This is a genomic window from Microcoleus sp. B4-C1, from assembly GCF_036705285.1.
In the GTDB taxonomy this organism is placed as follows: Bacteria; Cyanobacteriota; Cyanobacteriia; order Cyanobacteriales; family Microcoleaceae; genus Microcoleus.
This window is the reverse complement of record NZ_JAUBUC010000020.1, coordinates 78,771-99,043: the sequence shown is the minus strand read 5'-3', so window position 1 is coordinate 99,043 and position 20,273 is coordinate 78,771. Positions and strand designations below refer to the sequence as shown.

15 protein-coding genes are annotated in these 20,273 nt (G+C 44.2%); 6 read left to right on the top strand and 9 right to left on the bottom strand.

Annotation, left to right across the window (positions count from 1 at the left end; all coding sequences use genetic code 11):
* Positions 1 to 276: 276 nt before the first annotated feature.
* Positions 277 to 510 (bottom strand): hypothetical protein, encoded by a 234-nt coding sequence (locus QUB26_RS11030; protein ID WP_333240133.1) that lies wholly within the window; start codon positions 508 to 510, stop codon positions 277 to 279.
* A gap of 221 nt (positions 511 to 731) precedes the next feature.
* Here QUB26_RS11030 and QUB26_RS11025 point away from each other — a divergent pair, with 221 nt between their 5' ends.
* Positions 732 to 953 (top strand): helix-turn-helix domain-containing protein, encoded by a 222-nt coding sequence (locus QUB26_RS11025; protein ID WP_332984474.1) that lies wholly within the window; start codon positions 732 to 734, stop codon positions 951 to 953.
* A 63-nt stretch (positions 954 to 1,016) separates the two neighbouring features.
* Here the strand turns inward: QUB26_RS11025 and lipB are convergent, their stop codons facing one another.
* Positions 1,017 to 1,700 (bottom strand): lipoyl(octanoyl) transferase LipB, encoded by a 684-nt coding sequence (lipB, locus tag QUB26_RS11020; RefSeq protein WP_333240131.1) that lies wholly within the window; start codon positions 1,698 to 1,700, stop codon positions 1,017 to 1,019.
* Between the two features lie 151 nt (positions 1,701 to 1,851).
* Here lipB and hpf point away from each other — a divergent pair, with 151 nt between their 5' ends.
* Positions 1,852 to 2,505 carry a ribosome hibernation-promoting factor, HPF/YfiA family gene (hpf, locus tag QUB26_RS11015; RefSeq protein ID WP_333162386.1) on the top strand — a complete coding sequence of 218 codons (654 nt, stop codon included), beginning with the start codon at positions 1,852 to 1,854 and terminating at the stop codon, positions 2,503 to 2,505.
* A gap of 175 nt (positions 2,506 to 2,680) precedes the next feature.
* The gene (locus tag QUB26_RS11010; RefSeq protein ID WP_333240129.1) at positions 2,681 to 3,319 is read left to right on the top strand and encodes a Uma2 family endonuclease; all 639 of its coding nucleotides are present in this window, start codon (positions 2,681 to 2,683) and stop codon (positions 3,317 to 3,319) included.
* Between the two features lie 314 nt (positions 3,320 to 3,633).
* On the opposite strand, the gene QUB26_RS11005 is transcribed toward QUB26_RS11010, so the two are convergent.
* From QUB26_RS11005 to QUB26_RS10995, 3 genes are all read right to left on the bottom strand, one after another.
* On the bottom strand, positions 3,634 to 4,092 hold the full coding sequence (locus tag QUB26_RS11005) for a peroxiredoxin (protein WP_333240128.1): 459 nt from the start codon (positions 4,090 to 4,092) through the stop codon (positions 3,634 to 3,636).
* Between the two features lie 248 nt (positions 4,093 to 4,340).
* Positions 4,341 to 5,237 carry a metal ABC transporter permease gene (locus tag QUB26_RS11000; RefSeq protein ID WP_333317939.1) on the bottom strand — a complete coding sequence of 299 codons (897 nt, stop codon included), beginning with the start codon at positions 5,235 to 5,237 and terminating at the stop codon, positions 4,341 to 4,343.
* Between the two features lie 140 nt (positions 5,238 to 5,377).
* Positions 5,378 to 6,187 (bottom strand): metal ABC transporter ATP-binding protein, encoded by an 810-nt coding sequence (locus QUB26_RS10995; RefSeq protein WP_333317937.1) that lies wholly within the window; start codon positions 6,185 to 6,187, stop codon positions 5,378 to 5,380.
* 102 nt (positions 6,188 to 6,289) lie between these two features.
* Here QUB26_RS10995 and QUB26_RS10990 point away from each other — a divergent pair, with 102 nt between their 5' ends.
* Complete coding sequence (locus QUB26_RS10990) at positions 6,290 to 7,525, top strand: metal ABC transporter substrate-binding protein (protein WP_445299601.1); 1,236 nt, start codon at positions 6,290 to 6,292, stop codon at positions 7,523 to 7,525.
* A gap of 220 nt (positions 7,526 to 7,745) precedes the next feature.
* Here QUB26_RS10990 and QUB26_RS10985 read toward each other — a convergent pair whose 3' ends face one another.
* Genes QUB26_RS10985 through QUB26_RS10975 form a run of 3 tightly spaced genes read right to left on the bottom strand, consistent with a single transcriptional unit; the run spans position 7,746 to position 14,722 of the window.
* The gene (locus QUB26_RS10985) at positions 7,746 to 11,411 is read right to left on the bottom strand and encodes a helicase-related protein (RefSeq protein WP_333317935.1); all 3,666 of its coding nucleotides are present in this window, start codon (positions 11,409 to 11,411) and stop codon (positions 7,746 to 7,748) included.
* Entirely contained in the window at positions 11,401 to 14,439 is a 3,039-nt protein-coding gene (locus tag QUB26_RS10980) for a hypothetical protein (RefSeq protein WP_333317933.1), read from the bottom strand. The genes QUB26_RS10985 and QUB26_RS10980 overlap by 11 nt, the downstream gene beginning before the upstream one ends.
* Before the next feature lie 13 nt (positions 14,440 to 14,452).
* Positions 14,453 to 14,722 carry a YciI family protein gene (locus QUB26_RS10975; RefSeq protein WP_333053901.1) on the bottom strand — a complete coding sequence of 90 codons (270 nt, stop codon included), beginning with the start codon at positions 14,720 to 14,722 and terminating at the stop codon, positions 14,453 to 14,455.
* Positions 14,723 to 14,887: 165 nt separating this feature from the next.
* Here QUB26_RS10975 and QUB26_RS10970 point away from each other — a divergent pair, with 165 nt between their 5' ends.
* The gene (locus QUB26_RS10970; RefSeq protein WP_333317931.1) at positions 14,888 to 15,457 is read left to right on the top strand and encodes a Uma2 family endonuclease; all 570 of its coding nucleotides are present in this window, start codon (positions 14,888 to 14,890) and stop codon (positions 15,455 to 15,457) included.
* 156 nt (positions 15,458 to 15,613) lie between these two features.
* On the opposite strand, the gene pheT is transcribed toward QUB26_RS10970, so the two are convergent.
* Positions 15,614 to 18,058: a phenylalanine--tRNA ligase subunit beta gene (gene pheT / locus QUB26_RS10965; RefSeq protein WP_333317929.1), complete on the bottom strand. Its 2,445-nt coding sequence runs from the start codon at positions 18,056 to 18,058 to the stop codon at positions 15,614 to 15,616.
* A 533-nt stretch (positions 18,059 to 18,591) separates the two neighbouring features.
* Here pheT and QUB26_RS10960 point away from each other — a divergent pair.
* Complete coding sequence (locus QUB26_RS10960; RefSeq protein WP_333240117.1) at positions 18,592 to 20,223, top strand: serine/threonine-protein kinase; 1,632 nt, start codon at positions 18,592 to 18,594, stop codon at positions 20,221 to 20,223.
* The last annotated feature ends 50 nt before the right edge of the window (positions 20,224 to 20,273 follow it).

Here is a 20,273-nt window from a genome sequence, read left to right as displayed (position 1 = left end):
GTCCCGCCCGTCCAAAAAGGACGGGCGGGACGCCCATCCCACAATAACAATTAAAATTGTAAGTTATTTAATTAATTCGCGCTCCTAAGTACAGACTGTTAAAATTATCTCTAGAATACCCCCAAGTCTCGCAAACACCGCCGCGTTAATTCGATTCGATATTTAGCATCCTTACTGTTGAGTTTTTAAGTGATTGGGTAGAGAATTAAGCCTGATGTTTTTGATAATTTAAGAGCGATCGCACTTCACTCAAGAAAAGGCGATCGCCCTGAAAAATTATTCTTTCCAGTAACGGGTCAAAATCCGCATTACTTCACCTGCGATCGGCGACGGTAAAGGCGGACTCCATTCCCCAACTTCTGCAAAACCCAAGACGTGAAGTAAATTGATGATGCTTTCCACTCCTTTGGGAATCCCGCAAATCAACAATCGGATCGGTTGCTTTCCGATGGGTGCGTCGGGAATTTCTTCGCGCAGGAGTTCGGGAACTGACTTTGGCTGTGATATCATAAGTTTTAACTAGACAATAGTCGGAGAGCGATCGCCCTTGAGTTTTCGAGGCCAAGGGGCGATCGCTTTTCCGTTTGTACATCCTCAGCATAGTTCATTCGCTGCTGCAAGTCAAGCGATACGACAAAAAATATTGCCGATACGGCAACACACGTGTTAGTGAAGGTTGCAGGATGCTAACATCACCTTGCAAAGTCCTGGCTAGTAGTTGAGCACCCGCAGTGATCCGTTGGAAATTGGCAGTTGTAATGGCCGATCGCAATATCAGCAATAAAGAATTGGCGGCTAGAGTTGGGATGCACCCAACATCTGTTTCTAAAATCAAAACCCGCCGCCGGCTAACAAGAATTGATGAAACAACTCTTGATGCTTTGTGCAAAGCACTAAACTGCCAACCGGGAGATTTAATGGTGTATGAGGAGGAAAATTCCGATCGCACTTAACAAACCGACTGCGGTTAGGAGTAAGGTGGACAGCGACGCCCCCTACACATTCGTGAAGCGAAGCTATCCCGTAGGGAATCGCACAATTTCCACTGCAAAAACGCGAGCAAACTCAGCGACAAGGATCGATCGCACTCGATCAACCTCAATTCCGGGGATAAACTGCTCTAAACTGCCAACAGGTCGATCGGGAATTCCGCAAGGTACAATTTGCCCAAAGCCTGCGAGATCGGGACAAACATTTAAAGCAAAACCGTGCATCGTAATCCAGCGGCTGACTTTAATGCCGATCGCACCTAGCTTGCACCCATCCACCCAAACCCCAGTCATACCGGGAACCCGCGAACCCTTCAACCCCAAAACTTCCAGCACCCCCAGCAGCACTTCCTCCAACTGCCGCAAATACCAGTGCAAATCAGGCTGGTGACGGCGCAAATTTAAAATCGGATAGCCCACCAATTGACCCGGACAGTGGTAAGTCACCTCGCCGCCCCGCTCAACTCGGTGAAGTTCCGCCCCAGTTTGGCTTGGGTCAAATTTCAGAAATTCCAGCTTTGCTCCCAGTCCCAAAGTGTAAACCGGCGGATGTTCCAGCAAAATCAGGACATCTGGCAAATCAGGCTTGTCGCGGCGTTCTTGCACGAGTTTTTGCTGGATTTCCCAAGCTTGGGAGTAGGGAACTTGTCCCCAATCGAGGAGCAAGCAGGGTTGTGCATTTAGTGGTTGATGGATTAGAGGAGAAACCATGCAAAAAATCAATAGTATTTTTACGGAATATTGGCCCAGCTTAAATCAAGAATTGTCAACATATAATAAAAGATTTGGAAGATAAGTGTTTTCGAGAATACATAGTGCTACTGTATAAAATATACCGAAGTTACAGAAGGGAGGGAGCTCTATGAAGCTTGTTATCCAGGGTAAAAATATAGAAATCACCGATGCGATTCGCGAGTACGTCAATCAAAAGGTGGAAAAGGCAGTTAGCCATTTTCAAACTTTGACGACAGAAGTGGACATACATCTATCGGTGGCTCGTAACCCCAGGATCAATCCTAAGCAGACTGCTGAGGTGACAATTTATGCTAACGGCAGCGTTATTCGGGCTGAAGAAAGCACGGAAAGCCTGTATGCCAGCATAGATTTGGTTGCCGACAAGATAGCTCGTCAACTGCGGAAATTCAAGGAAAAACGTCACGACAACAAAATCCAGAGTAGTGCCAAAACGGTTACGGTAGTTGAAGAACATCCTGTAGTAGCGGATCTGATTGGCGATCGAACTCCCGAACTTCCTGCTGAGGTGGTACGGACTAAGTATTTTGCTATGCCTCCAATGACTGTGCAACAAGCTTTGGAACAATTGCAGATTATCGATCACGATTTCTATATGTTCCGTAATGCGGAAACAGACGAAATTAACGTACTCTACGAACGCAAGACTCACGGTGGCTATGGAGTTATCCAACCCCGGCACAGCAACGGTAACGGTAATAGCAAAAATGGCAAAACTGCCGAAAGCGCTACATCTGAAAAATCGAGTGTTGCAAAAAGCTAGATAATTGCTAAGTGCTAATTGTTAATGGCTGCAAGTCGTTAGCAAAAAAGGACTAAAGTCCTTACTACGAACCACGAGTTTTTAGTAAGAACTTTAGTCCTTTCTTAGTTTTTTAAGATAATGATTCGTAGTCAGGACGTTGCTGATATTTCCTAGAGAAAATGGATGAACAATTATGTTATTGGAGTTAAGACAATTAAAGATTCAACCGGGTCAGCAATTACTGGTTGAGGATGTTAACTGGCAACAATTTGAAAGTATTTTGGCGGAATTAGGAGAACGTCGTGCTTCCCGACTTTCCTATAGTAACGGACGGTTAGAAATTATGGTTCCTCTGCCCGAACATGAAAAAGCCAAAGAAATTATTGGCGACATGGTAAAAATTTTGTTGGAAACACGACAAATAGCATTTGAGTCATTAGGTTCGACAACCTTGAAAAATGAACGCATGAGTCAGGCTGTCGAACCGGATAGCTGTTTTTACATTCAAAATCAAGCAGCCGTTATAGGTAAAAATCGCCTCGATATGAGTGTTGATCCGCCCCCAGACTTAGCTATAGAAATTGATCTCACCTCTCGCACGCAGTTGGATAATTATCAAATTCTAGGAGTGCCGGAACTTTGGCGATACGCACGGCGAGGGCTACAAATCAACGTTTTGCAAGCCGAACAATATATTGAGTCTGATGTTAGTCCCACTTTCCCTAATATCCCTATTGTCGAACTGGTGAATCAGTACACTCAGCAGAGTCAAGTTGCTGGCAGAACCCACGCTATTCAAGCTTTTAAAAATTGGGTACGGGAAAATCTCTAGTCTCAGAACTTTCTTCCTCACTACAAACTGTTAGTTCGCAGTCACGAATTTAGTTTTTTCTTGTTTTTTTAGACAATGAGGGATGAGGACTTTTGCAGGGCGGTTTCATTTTCTTGTAGGGGCAAACCCCCCGTGGTTGCCCCGATGCCTGAAATTCCCCTGAAATCATCTGTGGCTGGGGGCGGGCACGGGGAGTAGGGGTCGCACCGCCCCTACAAAATCCTGGTTTTCCGTAGCAATCCCCCCGTGGTTGCCCAGAAACAGCCCTGATGACTTTCGTCCTCACTACCAACAATATATTTAAGCAAATCCACCTAACTTTTGATGGTTTCCAAAGTTTTGAGTGCTTCTGCAACGTGTGCTTTGAAGTCTAACATGGAGTCAAAAATATGCTTGACAATGCCTTCTTTGTCAATGACATAAGTTACTCTACCGGGCATAATCCACAGTGTAGCTGGAACTCCGTATAATTGCCGAACTTTGTTGCCAGTATCGCTCAGCAGTGTAAAGGGTAGCTGATATTTGGCAGAAAATTGCTGGTGCGATTGTTGCGAATCTTCGCTAATTCCTATGACTTCTGCGCCTGCGTCTTTGAAGACTTCGTAGCTATCTCGAAAAGCGCAAGCTTGAGTCGTGCATCCGGGTGTGTCGTCTTTGGGGTAAAAGTAGACTATGACGTTTTTTTTACCTTTAAAATCTTTGAGGCTGACTGATGTGCCAGTTTGAGAGGGTAAGGTAAAATCGGGTGCGGTGTCTCCTACTTTGACGGTCATGTTTTTTTTAACTTAGTAGATCTGTTTGCGTGAAATTTTAACTTTTGTTATTGTACAGTTTTTTTGAGCAATTGTTCGCAGTTGCGATCGCCCGATTCGGGAGTATCTGAGATGTTGCACCATTCTCAATAAGCTTTTTATGAACAGGCAAGATGCCTGTTCCACAAAGAGTGAATTTTATTGTGGAACAGGCATCTTGGCTGTTAAGCGAGAATTGTGCAAGATGTGAGTTACTACAAAGTTATTTGTTATCTGCCTTTGGTTAAATTTTTTAATTCCCGCCAGATTGGAGGAAGTTGGCCGGAGTTTGTGCGGGGCTGGGTGAGGATTCCTTGAGTGGGACTGAACAGCAATGATAGCACAAATAATCCCGATGCAACTAAAACTATTGCGGGGCCAGAGGGTAAGTTATAAAAGTAGCTGAGATACATTCCGCTAATGCTGGAAATAACTCCGATTATTGCGCCTAAAATCATTACTTGGTGCAGGCGAGTAACTAGGAGATAGGCGGTACTTGCAGGTGTAATTAATAGGGACAAAACTAGCACTACGCCAACGGCTTTGAGGCTGGCAACTATTGTGAGGGCGATGAGTACCATCAGTCCGAAGTTGAGCAGGTTTACTGGCAAACCAGTGGCTTGTGCGCCTAATGGATCGAATGTGTAAAATAGCAGTTCTTTGTAAAAGACTACTACAACTAATAAGACTACGGCGACTATGACGGCTGTGTCGATCGCATCTTGGGCGGTAACGCCCAGGATGTTGCCGAAAAGAAAGTGGTTGAGGTCGATTTTGTTGTCTTTTTGGACGATCGTAATTAGGGTGATGCCCAGGGCGAAGAAGGCTGAAAATACGATGCCCATTGCGGCGTCTTCTTTGATTGTCGATCGAGCTTTGATCCAAGCTATGATGACTGTACTCAAAACTCCCGCAATAAACGCACCGATAAAGATGTTTGCTCCGAGGATAAATGCGATCGCCAATCCGGGCAAAACCGAGTGGCTGATGGCGTCTCCGAGCAAGGCCAGCCGCTGTACCATTAGGTAGCTGCCGACGATCGCGCAGACGATGCCGACGAGAATGGCAATTATGAGCGATCGCTGCATGAATCCGTACTGCAACGGCTCAATTAAGGTTTGTAGCATAAAATTATAACATCACAGTTAACTAATGACTAACAACTAAAGCAACCGGGTTTAAGGGGAGATCGATCGTTGCCAAACCCAATATTACCCAAGAAACTGGGTTCAAAAGCGTAACTCGTAGATTAATGACTGCTAGCTAATTAAGCGGCTTGTCCGGCAAAAAACATTACTTGTCCGCCGTAGGCGCGGTAAAGGTTTTCTTTTGTTAGCACTTCTTGGCGGGAACCAGCGGCAATCAGTTCTGTATTTAGCAAAATTAAATCATCAAAATTGGTGATTGATTCGCCTAAGTCATGGTTAACTACTAAAACGATTTTCCCGGCATTTGCTAGCTGGTGGAAGATGTCGAAAATGATATTTTGAGTTTTTTGATCAACGCCGACAAACGGCTCGTCAAAGCAGAAAATAGCGGCTTCTTGGGCTAATGCTCTAGCTAGAAATACTCGCTGTTGCTGTCCGCCGGAAAGTTGTCCGATCGGTCTGTCTTTGTAAGCAGTCATGCCTACTCTTTCTAGGGCATCGGCAGCGGTGCGGCGACTAGCTGCCGAAAAGCGGCGAAACCATCCGGCTTTTCTGACTCTTCCCATCATCACGACATCCCAAACGGTGGCGGGATAGTTCCAGTCAATTTGCGATCGCTGGGGCACGTAGGCTACTGTTTCGAGTCGATCGGCGATCGCTTCTTCGCCCCAGGTAACAGTGCCGCGATCGGCGGGAATTAAGCCCAACATTGCTTTGATTAGGGTGCTTTTGCCGGCACCGTTGGGGCCAATAATACCCGTCAGCCTTCCCGGTTTGACGGAAAGATTGATATCTCTGAGTGCCTCTACCGTGCGGTAGTTTACTGCTAAGTGCTTAACAGCGATAATTTCAGTGTCGGTAGCGGTGTCTTTGAGGTGGCAAACCATTTTAGACCAAGGATTCTCGTTGGGGAAGGCGGCGGTATTCATTGGGGTGAGTCTATCTCCTTTTTATTAAGTTTACTGTAAAAATGAAAAGAATATGAAATCATCGGTAAATAGGAATAATCTGGAACGCAGGAGAGGTAGATAATGGGACAGTGCAAGCTCGAAACCCCTGAAACCATAGGTTTGGCGGCGAAAATCTCAAGTCAGTTAAAACTTATATCTTCCACCATTCTCAACGATCGCGATCGGGGCGGGCTATTGACCCACCCCACAAGAATATTGAATAATTGTGAAACAGGCATCTTGCCTCTGGTGGAGAAGAGTGCAAAATGTGAATTAAAACCGACGGCAATTGTGAAGCAATCCGATAAAGGGGAGTTTAGCGATGAGTCGGGGATTGAAACCGCCCGCCCTGCATTGGACAAGCCCAAGGCATTGTGGATTAGAACTATTGCTTGCGGCATTTTGACTGTGGGTTTATTTAGTTGTGCTTCAACTCAGGGCGATCGCCTCTCTCCAGAGGCAGATGCTAAACCGAAGGTAGTTGCTACCAGCACAATTATTGAGGATTTGACCGATCGAGTAGCGGGCGACGAAATTCAGCTAACAGGAATTTTGCAGCCGGGAACCGATCCTCACGTTTACGAACCGGTGCCAAAAGATTCTCAAGCTTTAGAACAAGCTAACTTAATTTTGTATAACGGTTACAATTTGGAGCCGGGATTAATTAGGATGATGAATGCCGCCGGAATTAAGGCACGGAAATTAGCAGTGGGGGAAGTTGTCAAGCCTTTGCTATTGAATAAAGAAGGCAATACCGTACCCGATCCGCACGTTTGGGGAAATGTGGAAAATGCAGTTCAAATGGTGGAAGCGATTCGGGATGCGCTAATCGAACTGTCGCCGGAAGATCGGGAGAAGTTTACGCAGAATGCTGTGAAACTTACTGAAGAGTTAAAACGCTTGGATAGTTGGATCGAACAACAGATTAAAACTATTCCCGAAAATCAGCGCAAATTAGTCACAAGTCACGATGCTTTTCAATATTACAGCCGCGCCTACGGATTGGGAAGTCCTAACAGTTTGATCGGGATTAGTACCGAGGAACAGCCGAGCGCTCAAACGGTGCAAAAGTTAGTTGAATCGGTGAAAGCTGCGGGAGTTCCTGCTATTTTTGCTGAGACTACAATTAACCCGCAATTGATTAGAACAGTGGCGGAGGAAGCGGGGGTGAAATTGGCGGCGCAGCAACTTTATTCCGATTCGATTGGGACCCCCGGAAGCGAGGGTGATTCTTATGTGAAAATGATGTCGGCTAATACTCGCGCCATCGTCGAAGCTTTGGGGGGGAAATACACGCCGTTTGAAGTTAGCAAGTAGTAAGTATGGCGCGTCAATCGATTTTAGATTTTAGATTTTAGATTTTAGATTGAAGCCTTGACCCCACGGATAAATTGGGGGGCGTGTTTATCGGATACAGGTTTTCTATTTCTGGACGGATGAATCCGGGGGCTTGTATCCTGATGCTTTCGGTCATCCTTGATTCCCAATCTAAAATCTAAAATCTAAAATCTAAAATAGTCTGACGCACCTACAATTTTCAGTTTACCTGCTTCGACAAAATTAAATTGAGCACGTTCAATTCGTTGGAACTTAAAAGATATTTATCTGTAAAAATCTTTTCTCGACTTTGCTCTAAACTGTAGCTTCTAAACACGATAAATGGGAAATCTCGATACTTGTGTCCGATCGGCATTACACTGTCTATAGGGTAGATCGATCGCACATAAGCCGACAAAATATCCCGAAACCGCCTATCTTCCGGTTCTTCCAGTTGGCTGTCAGCAAAATACTCCTGCATCTCCTCCCCGCTGACAAAAGCAAACAGCGGTATGGCATAATAGCGATCGAACTGCTGACTCTGCTCTTCAAAATACTGAGTTTTCTCCACATCGCCGTTGAGAAATTGCAAAAGCTCGATCGCACCTCCTCTAATTGCCGATCGTACATTCTCCGGGGACGACTCGCTATCCCTGATTCCATACATTTTCTCCAACAACTTCTTCTCTAGACATTCCTTAATTTCTCGATGAAGCGACATCTGGTACGTTTCTACCAAATTTTGCTTAGCTAGAGGTACGAGCAACAAACTACCGCAAACATGACCGAGTTCTAAATTATCATAGCTCAACAAACCATCAAGAGGATTGCACTTTTCCAAAAACTTACGATTAAAATCGTCCCGCATTTCCAGATAAAAATCGCCCTTTTGACGAGAATTATCAGAATTTTTCAAAACATAATCCCCGCGACTCAAAAGCTGTTCCAGACTCGTATAAACCTCCTTAAACAACATATTTCCTCGCTGGCTCTCGCTCTTTAATGTCTTAATTAGAGCCGCCATTTTGCTGCTAAAAGTATCCCCGACTGCGGAAACCGACTTACCGCCAATCGGAATCATCAAAAACTTATCCCTACCCAAATATCCATATCCCACAATCCGCGTCATCACCGCAGTCTTCAGAATTAGCAGTAAATTCAACAAACTCAACTTGCTTTCTTGTAAAGAAAGTTCCGCATCATCAGCGTAATAAACTGCTGTATCAGACAGATAAAAAACCAATTCCTTATCTTCACCATCAAGGGTTTTACCGTTGTCATATTCTCCGCGTCCCCGATAAATCACCTGTATGACTTCCATCAGATTTTTCTCAATCTGAAAGCGGGGAATATCTACTAAAATATGCTTAGTTTTCGGGAAAGATAAGCCGCGACTTCCCGATGCAGTCATAAAAATTACTTTAGCTGTATTTTTGCACTTTTGTATTTGCTCCTTCTCCTCTTCCGAGATATTCGCGTGGACTTCCAGATAATCGGTATAGCGATTAAATTCTCGCTCATTTTGGATTTTATCAATCAACTCCGCCAATCTTCGCTTATCCTGAATGTAGACGATAATTTGTTCAACTCCCGGTATTGCTAACCGCTGATTGATATCCTCAATTATTTGAGACTGTACCCGTTTTACCAAATCATAATTTAGTTTTAAAGAAATAGCTTCAGTGAACTTAACAGCTTCTATAAACACCTTGTAAGTTATCTCTAAACTGCTAGCCGGATAGGAATTCGTATTGATAAGTTTAGCAGCTAAGCGTTTAAATTCAAAAGGAATAACTTGTAAAGGCGGGATTTCCTGAGAAGTTTTTGGGAGCTTTTTGAAATAGATTTTATCCGGTTCCGGCGAGGTATCATCGAGGTGTTGTTTAATCACATCCGGGTCAACAATCGAAGCATCGGCTACAATAATTTTAGTATTAAAACCGTGTTTTGGGTTGTGCAAGTCATATTTGTTAAGCAGCCTACCAATTCCATGCAAAAACTCAACGCCGCCGTCGTCTCCAGTAATTTCATCGATCATAATGAAAATGTGTTTGATGCGGCTGGAGATTTCTTGCATTTTAGGAGAAATGACTGCTTTTTCCCCCTTGTTGTAAGCATCTTGAAATATTTTCTCTAAATGCTGGAGAGTATTTTTTCCGGTTTCTGTCACCTTTAAAGACTGAATGGAAACGGTAGCCACGATATTGTTCGATGTTTTACGATTGATGAGCGAATATATTCCCTCACAAACGCTATTTAGCACTCCATGCTTTTTGCCTATCCTAGGTTTGATTACTGTTTCTCCCTTCCTTTGAAGTTGCGGATGGTGATATTCCTTCCGCTGCATTTCGGCCCTGTTGTTGATGAAGTGGACACTTTTTTGTTGAAAATTTTCGTGATGATTATTTGCCACGTAGTTGACGGTACATTGTCCAAAATTGCTGTCTATAGTATCGGAACTTGAGTTAATGCAAAATAAGCGATTGTCGCACAGCAAACCAGTCTTTTTGTCTCGAAATTTATCGATGATATCTAAGTTGACTTGCTTGCGGGGACTGACGTAAAAGAACAAGAAACCGTCGGTTATATGGGTTTTGAGGAAATCTGCGATCGCAGTTGTTTTCCCAATTCCTGGATTCCCCGTCAAAAAGATATAAGTTTCATCAGATTGCAGTGCTTTGACAATCAATTGAGCGTGAGCATTTCTCAGATGTAATCCGCGATCGATTTGCAAATCATCGGCCAGTTTATCTGATATAATATCTATGGAATTAACAAAATTATCGATCCGCTCTGTATTACGTACAGGTGTAGAACTTTTGCCAATCGTCAACAAATCGCTGACAAACTTTTTGCCATTTTGAAAACTGCGAGCTGCGTTGAGTTGAATCGTATCTAAAACATCGCCGCGAGCATCGTTAATCTCTTTATTTTTCGCTTCCTGCTGGTAGATTTTGGCACAATTCGCCAAGATGTCAATTTTATCACTGCGGAGGGAAATTGCGCTAATTGTGCGATCGCTATAACCGACAACATTCAACAACACCTCAGCACCATCAGGAATCATACCAGTCGTTTGCAGAAAACCGTAGAAGCTGTGAGCGTAGCTACCAGCCTGAATCAACTTAGCGCTTTCCTTATCCTTATACTTAAAAGCCGTAAAATAGCGGTTTAAACCCTCCGAAAAGTCAATACCTAAAGTGCTAGTATCGATTCGCAGATTAGAAAAAACACTTTTCGATCGCAAATAGCTAATTTCTCTGAGCAAAGACTTCCGCATCACCTCTATTTCGTTGAGATTATCGACTTTTTCCGAAGTCAACGGAGGAGTAAACACAGACAAATCAACGCACAGAATTCTAAAATCCTTACCATTTTGCAACAAAATCAGGGTATCAGCTTGCAAAAACTCGCCTTTTTTCTTGTAGCGGCGGATGTAGGAGTTAATCTCATCGTCTGAGAAATTTGGTTGCGCTGTTTCAAACTGAGATAATACCTTCTTAAACGCTTTAAAAACTTCTGTCTCATCGTCATTCTGGGTTCTAATACTGTTAGTACAACTCAAACTGCACTGAAAATACAAGATTTGCGATAACCTTAAAGTCCAGCCCGTAGATGTGAGGTACTCCCGGAAGAAATTCAACCCACCAATAAAGCCTTTTTGGAGAAAAAATAGACTCCACTTCTCAACAATTTTAGCATCCAAACTACCGAGGAGATTAGCTTCCCTAGTTATTTCCGCCATCATCTTTGGCAATTCTAGTTTCTGTAAATCGAGACGGTAGGAATCTCCGAAATTGTGAGCTATATTTTCACGCTGAATATACGCCAGAATCCCAATATTAAATCCCACCTCAAACAGCCGCCCAAAATCTTCACCAATCATGATTAATACCTCCATCATCCACATTCAAGACTTCTCTTACTTTATTCAAAAATGCCAGGGAATTAAAATCTGCACTACCGCCAGCATGACTAAATACAGACAAAGCACCCACCGATTCATCACCGATAATCTGCTCGTAGGGATCAAGTTTAAAACTCAGATTTTTCTTGCGAGCTTCATAGCGATAAAAGTGAAAGATTGTTAAATAATGTAGCAAAGTATCTTTAATTGCACCGTCGTAAATCAACCCTTGGTGAATGTCTTGGTCATCCAGAATACCTTCGTATATATGCAACAGCGTCGAGTAGGAAATCACACCGTTATAAAAGTTCTTTTCCTCCTTGACTTTAATTCCGTTAAACAAGTTTAAAAACATCACAGCTTGCTGACTGGTATCTGCAAACAAGCTTTCCAGCTCCATTGCATCCTGAATGTAAAAAGATTTTTCCCTATCGCCTAGGAAACTGCGGACATAGTATTTATCAAAAAACATCGGATAAATTTTGATATCTCGTCGCTCTCCCTTCAAAGTTCGGAGCAATTTTTTTGACATAAAAGACAATTCCTCGTCTTCCTCAGTCTTGGTAATATGTAGCGTACTCATGTAAGGTGCTTGCGAAATATATGCGAAATTTCGATATCCTTGCTGATAAAGCTGACTCATTGCATCTTCAAGGATTAACGGCTCAGAATAAAGACGGCTGACACTGTAATTCTCGGAAAGAGTTTTCCGCATTTCGACTTGAATTGTACTGTCATCTAGGCGATTGATTACGACAATTTCTCCGATTAAGCTGGCTTGTCTTTGGAAGCGGTTTTGATTGCTTCTTTTCGCATCACTATCCCGGCTGGAAACGACAATAATTGCCAATTTATCCAACTCAGGAGCTAGCTGTACATCATTGAATCGAAACTTTTTAGGAAGGATTGAATACAGGGAACTCAAACCGTTACGAATTGTGTAACCATTGGGCGTTTTTCTAATCCGAAATCCTTGAGAAGTTGAGCGTTGTTTTTCACTCAAAATATGAGACAATGTTTTAGAAAGGTTAGCCATAAACACTTCTGACGGCGAAGGGTGATTGTGGTCGCCTTCGTGGAGCCTCACCATCGGAATAAACAAGTTGTCCGCAGCACTTTCGAGCAATATCCTCAGACAGATATAGGACAGCAGCAACATGGTAAACTTATACACAAAAATTGCTGCAGGTTGTAAACCTTTATCGCCGCAGTCTAGTCGTCTATCGTCATAGGGAAACACAACTAATTTGGTCTGAAAATGTTTTTCGTAGATTTCTCTAGAGCGAGGGGCTTTAGGTGCAGAAAGTACAGGCAAAACATCGACACCTTTGATATTATATTCCATGCTGAAATTTTGGCGTTCATCAGTTGGGAAATACCGGACATCTTCGATGCTGATATTGACGGGTAGCTGACAAATAGATTTTTCATCGACACTAGGTTCTTTGACGGTAATATAATGAAGCGTTTGCTTGTAATTTCGCTCCATAATGTCATTAAAAAATTTACCATTCGTCAAAATATTGTCAATATCTTCTACCAGACCTATTTTGAGGTTTACGTGTCGCGTTTCTGTGCGGGTTGGTAAAATTGTTTGACGATCCAGAAAGCCTTTTAGCATTCTTCTCAGATGCGTAATTTTGTGTTTTATGTTAAACTGATTAAGCCCTTTAATAAAGTTGCGAAAAAGCTCTTTTTTTTGCTCATCGTTAGAACCTTGCAAAACGGGCAAGACTCTTTGTTCAAATAGGGTTCTAGGCTGATGATTTAGTTCAGATTCCGGGTCGTAATTTTGTGCTAGTGGGTCATTGCGGGAAGCCAGCACAAAATAGTAGAGCAATGCTATTTTTAACAGTTTGCGGACGAAGGTTTCGGGATGATAATCCTCATCAAATTCTGCTTGATGTTCTTCACTGTCGGGATTTAGCAGGTTCAGATAATACTCAAATACATCTTTTCCACCGCGCGCTTGAACTGAGTTATCAAATTTGATTTTGAGGCCAAAGATAAACTTACGCTCGTTACGAGAATTGTCCGTACTTTCTCCCAAGTAACCTGATACAATGGGAATAATTGGCAGTGCATCTAAAAATTCGGATCGGGCAAATATCTCTCGATAATTAACTCGAAAACCAGCATAATTAACTTCGTACTCGCCATCGGATTTAGTTGGGTCGTTGATGTATTCTTCTATCAATCTGATGCGGCGAATCAAGTCTTCTAAATAGATGATGCCTACAGTATCTTTGCTGCTAGCGCGGATGTGTTCTAGCAGGTATTCCAAGTAGGTTATTTTAGCTTCTTTTTGAATTTTGCCGAGAGTTTCTTTGTCTACGAGTCGGATTAATTTGTGAAAATCCGAGTCAGGATTTTTAACCATCTCATCAAGACGGTGGTTAAGGTCTTCTTTCTCACTGCTAGTCTCGGCATTTTCATTGATATAATTTTGTAAACCCTGCTTGAGTTCTTGTTCAAAAATATCCGTATTTCGGACGGTAACGGTCAATTTGTGCAATTTTAAAGCTGCATGGCTTCCAGTACCTCGGCTTTCCAAAGTTAGCCTTTCTTTTTCTAAAGAAGGGTGGCGGGTGCCAAAATCGTATTTAAAGCCTAACTCTTGGCCGCTTCCCCGAAAAGATGGTGAGTCTAAGGGACTAATCAAATTAGCGACAAACCTTTCAATCGAGGTATTTTGAGGAAGTTTAAATTCTAGTTGGTGCCGCAAACACTGTTGAATCTGCCTAATTTCACTGCCAAAATGCTCTTCTATTTCCGGCGGAAAATTAACAGTGGCAGAATCTGCTTGGCGTTCAAAAGAACCCAAGGGTTGCCGCACTTGCTTGTTGGAAACATCGGCAGCAATGGCATCAATATCAATTAGCAAGCGGCGGCTGTCTTCTGATACGCTAAACGGATTTTTAGTCTGCAATGTTTCTAAAATCTTGTCCAGCAAATCGCCATAGTCCACTGGAACTAAATCGCTGTCATCCAATCTTAAGATGTTCACCCTGTTAACCCCTTCAAAAAGCTTGAATCCACTCTTTCACGTCGTACTCAGTCCAAACCCCATTTACCCAATAAGGATCGGATTCCACCAATTGTCGCACGGCCGCCTCATCTTCCGCTTCGTAAATTGCAAAAACTTTTGTTAAATCTTTTGTTGGCCCGATCGTACTTAACACGCCCGATTCCTTCTGCTTAGCCAATCCAGCCAAATGAGCGTCTCGAAACGGAGCGCGTTTTTCTAGAACGTCTTCGCAGTAACTTCCCCACATTACATATTTGGTCACGGTTTTGAGCCTTAGATGAATTTGTTTAAAAGTTATTGTACAATAGGAGTAACAGGATTTAACGAAATTTTTAAGGATTAAGATTAATTGACCGCAGAGGGCGCAGAGGTCGCTGAGGAAGAGAGGGGAAGAAGAGAGAGGTTTGTTAGAGAGAAGGAGGTTACTATGACTTTATTAGATATTCGGCTGCTGACTGTTCATGAATATGACCGGATGACGGAAATTGGTATTTTTGATGAGGATGAACGGGTAGAATTACTAGCAGGACAGATAGTAAAGATGGCAGCGAAAGGAACAGCACACGGTGCGGCGATTGCGCGCACGAAAGTATTACTGGATAACCGTTTAGGAGAACAGATTTTTGTGCGACTGCAAGACCCCGTTCGGATGAATAATTACTCGCAACCTGAACCGGATATTTCTGTAGTTATACCAGATCCACTTTACTATGAAGACCACCATCCAATTCCTTCAGAAATTTATCTGATTATTGAAGTTGCGGATACTACGCTGAGAACGGATTGCGGAATTAAAGCGAAAATTTATGCTGAGTCGGGAATTACTGATTATTGGGTTTTGGATGTGAATAATCGGCAACTCCACGTTTTTCGAGAACCGAGTCAGGATGGTTATCAAAGTCGGGTGATTCTTGCGGATGGTGATAGTATTTCTCTTTTGCGGTTTCCTGATTGTTCTTTTTTTGTGCGGGAGATGTTGCGGCCGTTAAGTTATTAACTTGTTCAACAAATTTAGGACTCGCTTGGCCGCAGAAACCGGGTTTCTCTGTTAATATTTGGTTGATGGCGGTACATCTTGGAAGAAACCCGGTTTCTTAGTGTTTGCGTGTAAGAAGTCGAGAGAGGGCCGGCACTTTTAGCACCGCCCCTACAATTAGCTTCTTAGGCTGACACCGAATTTCTCAACTAAAACATCGCGAACTTTTTGCTGTGCCGGTTCGACATCGGTTTCGCTCAAAGTTCGATCGCCCGCGCGGTAAACTAACCGAAAAGCCAAACTCCGCTGTCCCGCCGGCACGTTGTCGCCTCGATATTCGTCAAACAATTCCACCGAATCCAGCAAACTACCCGCAGCCTTTTTCATCGCACTCTGCATATCTACAACCGGAACTTCAACCGGTGCGAAAAATGCAATGTCTCTGTCAGAAGCGGGGAAACTCGAATAACCAGCGAATTTGCGAGTTAAGTTGCTCGATCGCCCTAACTCACCCAACAGCACGGCTAAATCTAATTGAAACACGTAAACCTGCTCAGGCAAATCCTTTTCTTGCTGCAATTGTGGGTGCAACTGTCCAAAAACTCCTAAATGTTTCCCGTTTAACGATAACGCAGCCGTGCGGCCCGGATGCAAGCGTGTATTCGAGGAATCGCTTTGATATTCCACCGACAAACCCAACTCCTGAAACGCGCTTTCTAAAACCCCCTTAGCTTCAAACCAAGTCAAAGGTCGATCGCGCCCTCCTTGCTGCCATTTCCACACAGTCGGATCGCCGCCGATAATCCCCGCCACTGCATCGGCTTCCTTCATTGCATCCCCATCTTTCCAGAAAATGCGGCCGACTTCAAAACCGTTTAGTGCGCCATTTCCCTGTTCCAAATTGTACTGAAAAGCATCAATCAAACCCGACAGCATTTCTGTCCGCAAAGCTGAATACTCCACAAACAGCGGATTCGCCAGCACCACCTGATTATCCCCCTCAGTTTTCACCAAAGAATAGTGCATCAACTCCGTCAAACCAGCCGCCCGAAAAGCCGATCGCACATTCCGAATTGCCGCGTATTCTGGTGACAAATAACCTGGTTCCGTTTTGCTGGGCAAAGTATCGCAGAAATTGTCATAACCGTGGAGTCTGGCAACTTCTTCAATTAAATCGATTTCCCTTTCTAAATCGCGGTAGCGGTAAGGAGGAACAGTTATCGCAAACACCCGTTCTTTTTCCGTTGGAACAACTTCGCATCCCAAAGCTGTGAGAATATTTTTCACCTCTTCCGGTTCCAGATATTTAGAACCGCCCGTTTGTCCTCTTTTCAACTGCCCCAAAACCAGATTTACTCGGTCTAAACGCAATTCGAGCGATCGCGAAAAACTCAAATCCTCGCCCGAACTCGCCGTTTTCTGCACCGTCGCCGTGCCTCCAGCCAACTCCAAAATCAGGGCAACAGCGCGGTTGCAAGCCGTCGTCAAAGCCGCCTGATTCACCCCCCGCTCGTAGCGGATCGATGCCTCGCTCCGCAGGCCTTGAGCGCGCGCAGAACGGCGAATCGTTGCCTGGTCAAAAATCGCTGCTTCCAGGACTAAATTTTGCGTTCCTTCGTGAACTTCCGTATCTTCGCCACCCATTACCCCAGCTAAGGCAACAGGTTTGTCGCTAGCAGTAATTAACAGATTTTGTGCTTGCAAATTGCGGTTTTGTCCGTCCAAGGTTTTGAAGGATTCCCCTGTTTTGGCAAAGCGGACGCCGATGCTGATATCTTGAGTACCAGTGAAAGATTGCAGGCGATCGCGATCGAAAGCGTGCAGCGGTTGTCCCCATTCCAATAAAATGTAATTAGTCACGTCAACCACATTATTAATTGGCCGCACTCCCGCCGCCTGCAACCGCTGCTGCAACCAAGCTGGAGAAGCAGCAATTTTCACACATTCAATTGCCGTGCCGATGTAAATCGGGCATCCTTGCGGTTCGGATATTTCTACTGCCAAACCAGGAGTTTCTTTGCCCTCAATCGCCACACCATTCGCTTCGGGAATTCTCAAACTCGCGCCAGTCAGCGCCGCCACTTCCCGCGCTACACCCACCATGCTCAAAGCGTCAGCACGGTTGGCAGTTGCTGTCAAGTCTAAAATCACATCATCTAAACCCAAAAGTGGGCGAATATCGCTGCCCAATTCGGGATTTTCTAACTCAAAAATGTGAATGCCGGCTGACTCTTTAGATAGTCCCAATTCTGCCAGAGAGCAAATCATTCCTTCGGAAGGAACGCCCCGCAATTTAGCAGGTTTAATCTTTAAATCAATAGTCGATAAATAAGTTCCGACAACAGCGACAGGCACGTAAATGTCTGCCCTAGCGTTGGGTGCACCGCAAACAATATTCAAAGCTTCTGAAGAGCCGACATCGACTTGACAAACTCTCAATTTGTCTGCATTCGGATGCTGTTCGCAGGCGATGATTTTGCCCAAAACTACGCCGCTTGCCCACGGCCGGCGGTCTTCGATTTCTTCAACTTCAAAGCCTGCCATTGTCAGGGTTTCGGCTAATTCTTCCGGCGATATCGCCACATCCACCAATTCCTGCAGCCACTTTAGAGAAATACGCATAATTTAGTCAGTAGTTAGTTGTCAGTGCTCTGTAGTTATTAGTCATTAGTCGGCGCCGACGGGCTACGACTTTTGAGTCCCAGAATTTATTCGGGAAAGCTTTTCATAGCATACAAATTCAATTTTGTCAAGACTGTTATGGTACACATCAGCAAAAACTAGGGATCTGCCCAAAGGTCGATGGCTACTGGGGGATGAGTAGCATTCTTATTCAGAGAATGAGGTATGCTAGATACATCTAACAACGCAAAAAGCACTTAAGTTTAGAAAGACTTTACACAAAAAAGCACAACTTTAGCAAGTCTTTAAACTATCTTCAAGGATAATCAACCGAAAACACTCAAACCAGCGAGATAATCAAAATAGGGAAAAGATATTGGCTTAAAAGACTTAGGTGCAATTCCAATTCGCGATCGAAGGCACGGTTTGCCGAAAACTGATAGATTAGTATGTCTACCAGAAGCAGGAACCAGCTATTTGTGCAGTCGAGCGACGCTGACAAGATCAGAACAACATAGGCAAACTCAATCAATATGAGCTACTGCGTAAATCCGGGCTGTCCCCATCCTCAAAACCCTGCTGACTCTATTCTCCAGTGTCAGACGTGCGGTGCGCGGTTATTGCTGCGCGCTCGCTACCGAGTTATTGAACCGTTAGGACAAGGAGGTTTTGGAGCTACATTTCTGGCAAAAGACATCTCATTGCCCGGTCAACCGAGTTGTGTAGTCAAGCAACTGCGACCCAGTAGTTCGTCGCCGCGAGTTTTAGAAATGGCGCGGGAATTATTTAAGCGAGAGGCAAAAACCCTGGGTCAACTGGGCGACCACCCGCAAGTACCGAGGCTGCTAGACTATTTTGAAACGGAACAGCAATTTTACTTAGTTCAAGAGTATGTTAAAGGCTCGACTTTGAAACAAGAAGTCAAGCACTCAGGCCGTTTCAACGAATCGGATGTTAAAAATTTTCTATTAGAAATTCTGCCAGTAGTGCAATATATCCACAGCCAAGGAGTAATTCACCGAGACATCAAACCCGCAAATATTATTCGCCGAGTTCAAGACGGGCACTTAGTTCTGATTGATTTCGGAGCGGTAAAAGACCAAGTTAGCCAAACAATATTATTAGACCCCGCCGACCAAAGCGCCAACACGAAATTTTCAGTCGGCACATTTAGTTTTGCTCCGCCGGAACAAATGGCGCTGCGGCCGATATTTGCCAGCGACATCTACGCGGTGGGGATGACTTGCTTGTACTTGTTGACAGGAAAGTCGCCCAAGGATTTAGATTTTGATGGAGTAACCGGCGAAATTGTTTGGCAGCCCCACGTTCAGGTAAGCGCATATTTTGCGCGGATTCTCGAAAAAATGCTGAAGCCGATGGTTGGCCACCGCTTCCAATCGGCAGCAGATGTCCTCAGAGCTCTCTCTGGCGAATTTGAAGACCCAAGTCTTGTCGATGGCTTGGCAACTCAATTCAACGGCTCTTCTCGTACTGTTGAAGAACCGACAATATTTAATGACGAGGGTTCTTCGTGGTCACCGCCGAGGAGTAAAATTAATCAAGATTTACGATCGAACCACACTCGCGCTGGTAGAACTTCCTTCGGCCAATCTGGGAACACAGGGATGCAGCCCCGAGTTTCCCGGACTCTGGCTGAGTCAGGCAGAACTTTTGGAACGGTTGGACATTCTAGCGGCAATTTAGCAGCGTCAAAGGTATCGAAAGTTGCTCCTAAGTGGGACACCAACAGCTTGCGAGCGGCATATTTTAAAGGCAAGCGCGATTTTGCTGACTGCGAACTGTCTGGCCTGCAACTGCAAAAATTGCAGTTAGCGGGAAGTAATTTTTATCAGGCTAGGTTGGTGAAGGCAAATTTGCAAGCAGCGGATTTGTCGGGGGCGAATTTGGGTCACGCCCGGTTAATTCAGGCGAATTTGCGAGATGCTAATTTGACTGAGGCTTATTGCAGCACTGCCAATTTTGAAGGGGCGGATTTCCGAGGTGCTGACTTGACGGGGGCTTATTTGACTAAGGCGAATTTGCGGGGAGCAAATTTGTGCGGGGCGAATCTTACCAACGCTACAGTTTCTGACGAACAACTGGCAATGGCAAAGACCAATTGGCTTACTGTTAAGCCGGATGGTAAGCGGACTTTTGGATTTTAAGAAGTCATGAGTCATCAGTCATCAGTCATTAGTCATTAGTCAGAAGAGGG

Excerpts from the sequence above, each read along its gene's own strand:
- QUB26_RS11010 (WP_333240129.1), top strand. The coding sequence starts at position 2,681 with ATGTTATTGGAGTTAAGACAATTAAAGATTCAACCGGGTCAGCAATTA.
- QUB26_RS11030 (WP_333240133.1), bottom strand. The coding sequence starts at position 510 with ATGATATCACAGCCAAAGTCAGTTCCCGAACTCCTGCGCGAAGAAATT.
- QUB26_RS10985 (WP_333317935.1), bottom strand. The coding sequence starts at position 11,411 with ATGATTGGTGAAGATTTTGGGCGGCTGTTTGAGGTGGGATTTAATATT.
- QUB26_RS11005 (WP_333240128.1), bottom strand. The coding sequence starts at position 4,092 with ATGACCGTCAAAGTAGGAGACACCGCACCCGATTTTACCTTACCCTCT.
- lipB (WP_333240131.1), bottom strand. The coding sequence starts at position 1,700 with ATGGTTTCTCCTCTAATCCATCAACCACTAAATGCACAACCCTGCTTG.
- QUB26_RS10960 (WP_333240117.1), top strand. The coding sequence starts at position 18,592 with ATGAGCTACTGCGTAAATCCGGGCTGTCCCCATCCTCAAAACCCTGCT.
- QUB26_RS11000 (WP_333317939.1), bottom strand. The coding sequence starts at position 5,237 with ATGCTACAAACCTTAATTGAGCCGTTGCAGTACGGATTCATGCAGCGA.
- pheT (WP_333317929.1), bottom strand. The coding sequence starts at position 18,058 with ATGCGTATTTCTCTAAAGTGGCTGCAGGAATTGGTGGATGTGGCGATA.
- QUB26_RS10995 (WP_333317937.1), bottom strand. The coding sequence starts at position 6,187 with ATGAATACCGCCGCCTTCCCCAACGAGAATCCTTGGTCTAAAATGGTT.
- hpf (WP_333162386.1), top strand. The coding sequence starts at position 1,852 with ATGAAGCTTGTTATCCAGGGTAAAAATATAGAAATCACCGATGCGATT.
- QUB26_RS10970 (WP_333317931.1), top strand. The coding sequence starts at position 14,888 with ATGACTTTATTAGATATTCGGCTGCTGACTGTTCATGAATATGACCGG.
- QUB26_RS10990 (WP_445299601.1), top strand. The coding sequence starts at position 6,290 with ATGGGACAGTGCAAGCTCGAAACCCCTGAAACCATAGGTTTGGCGGCG.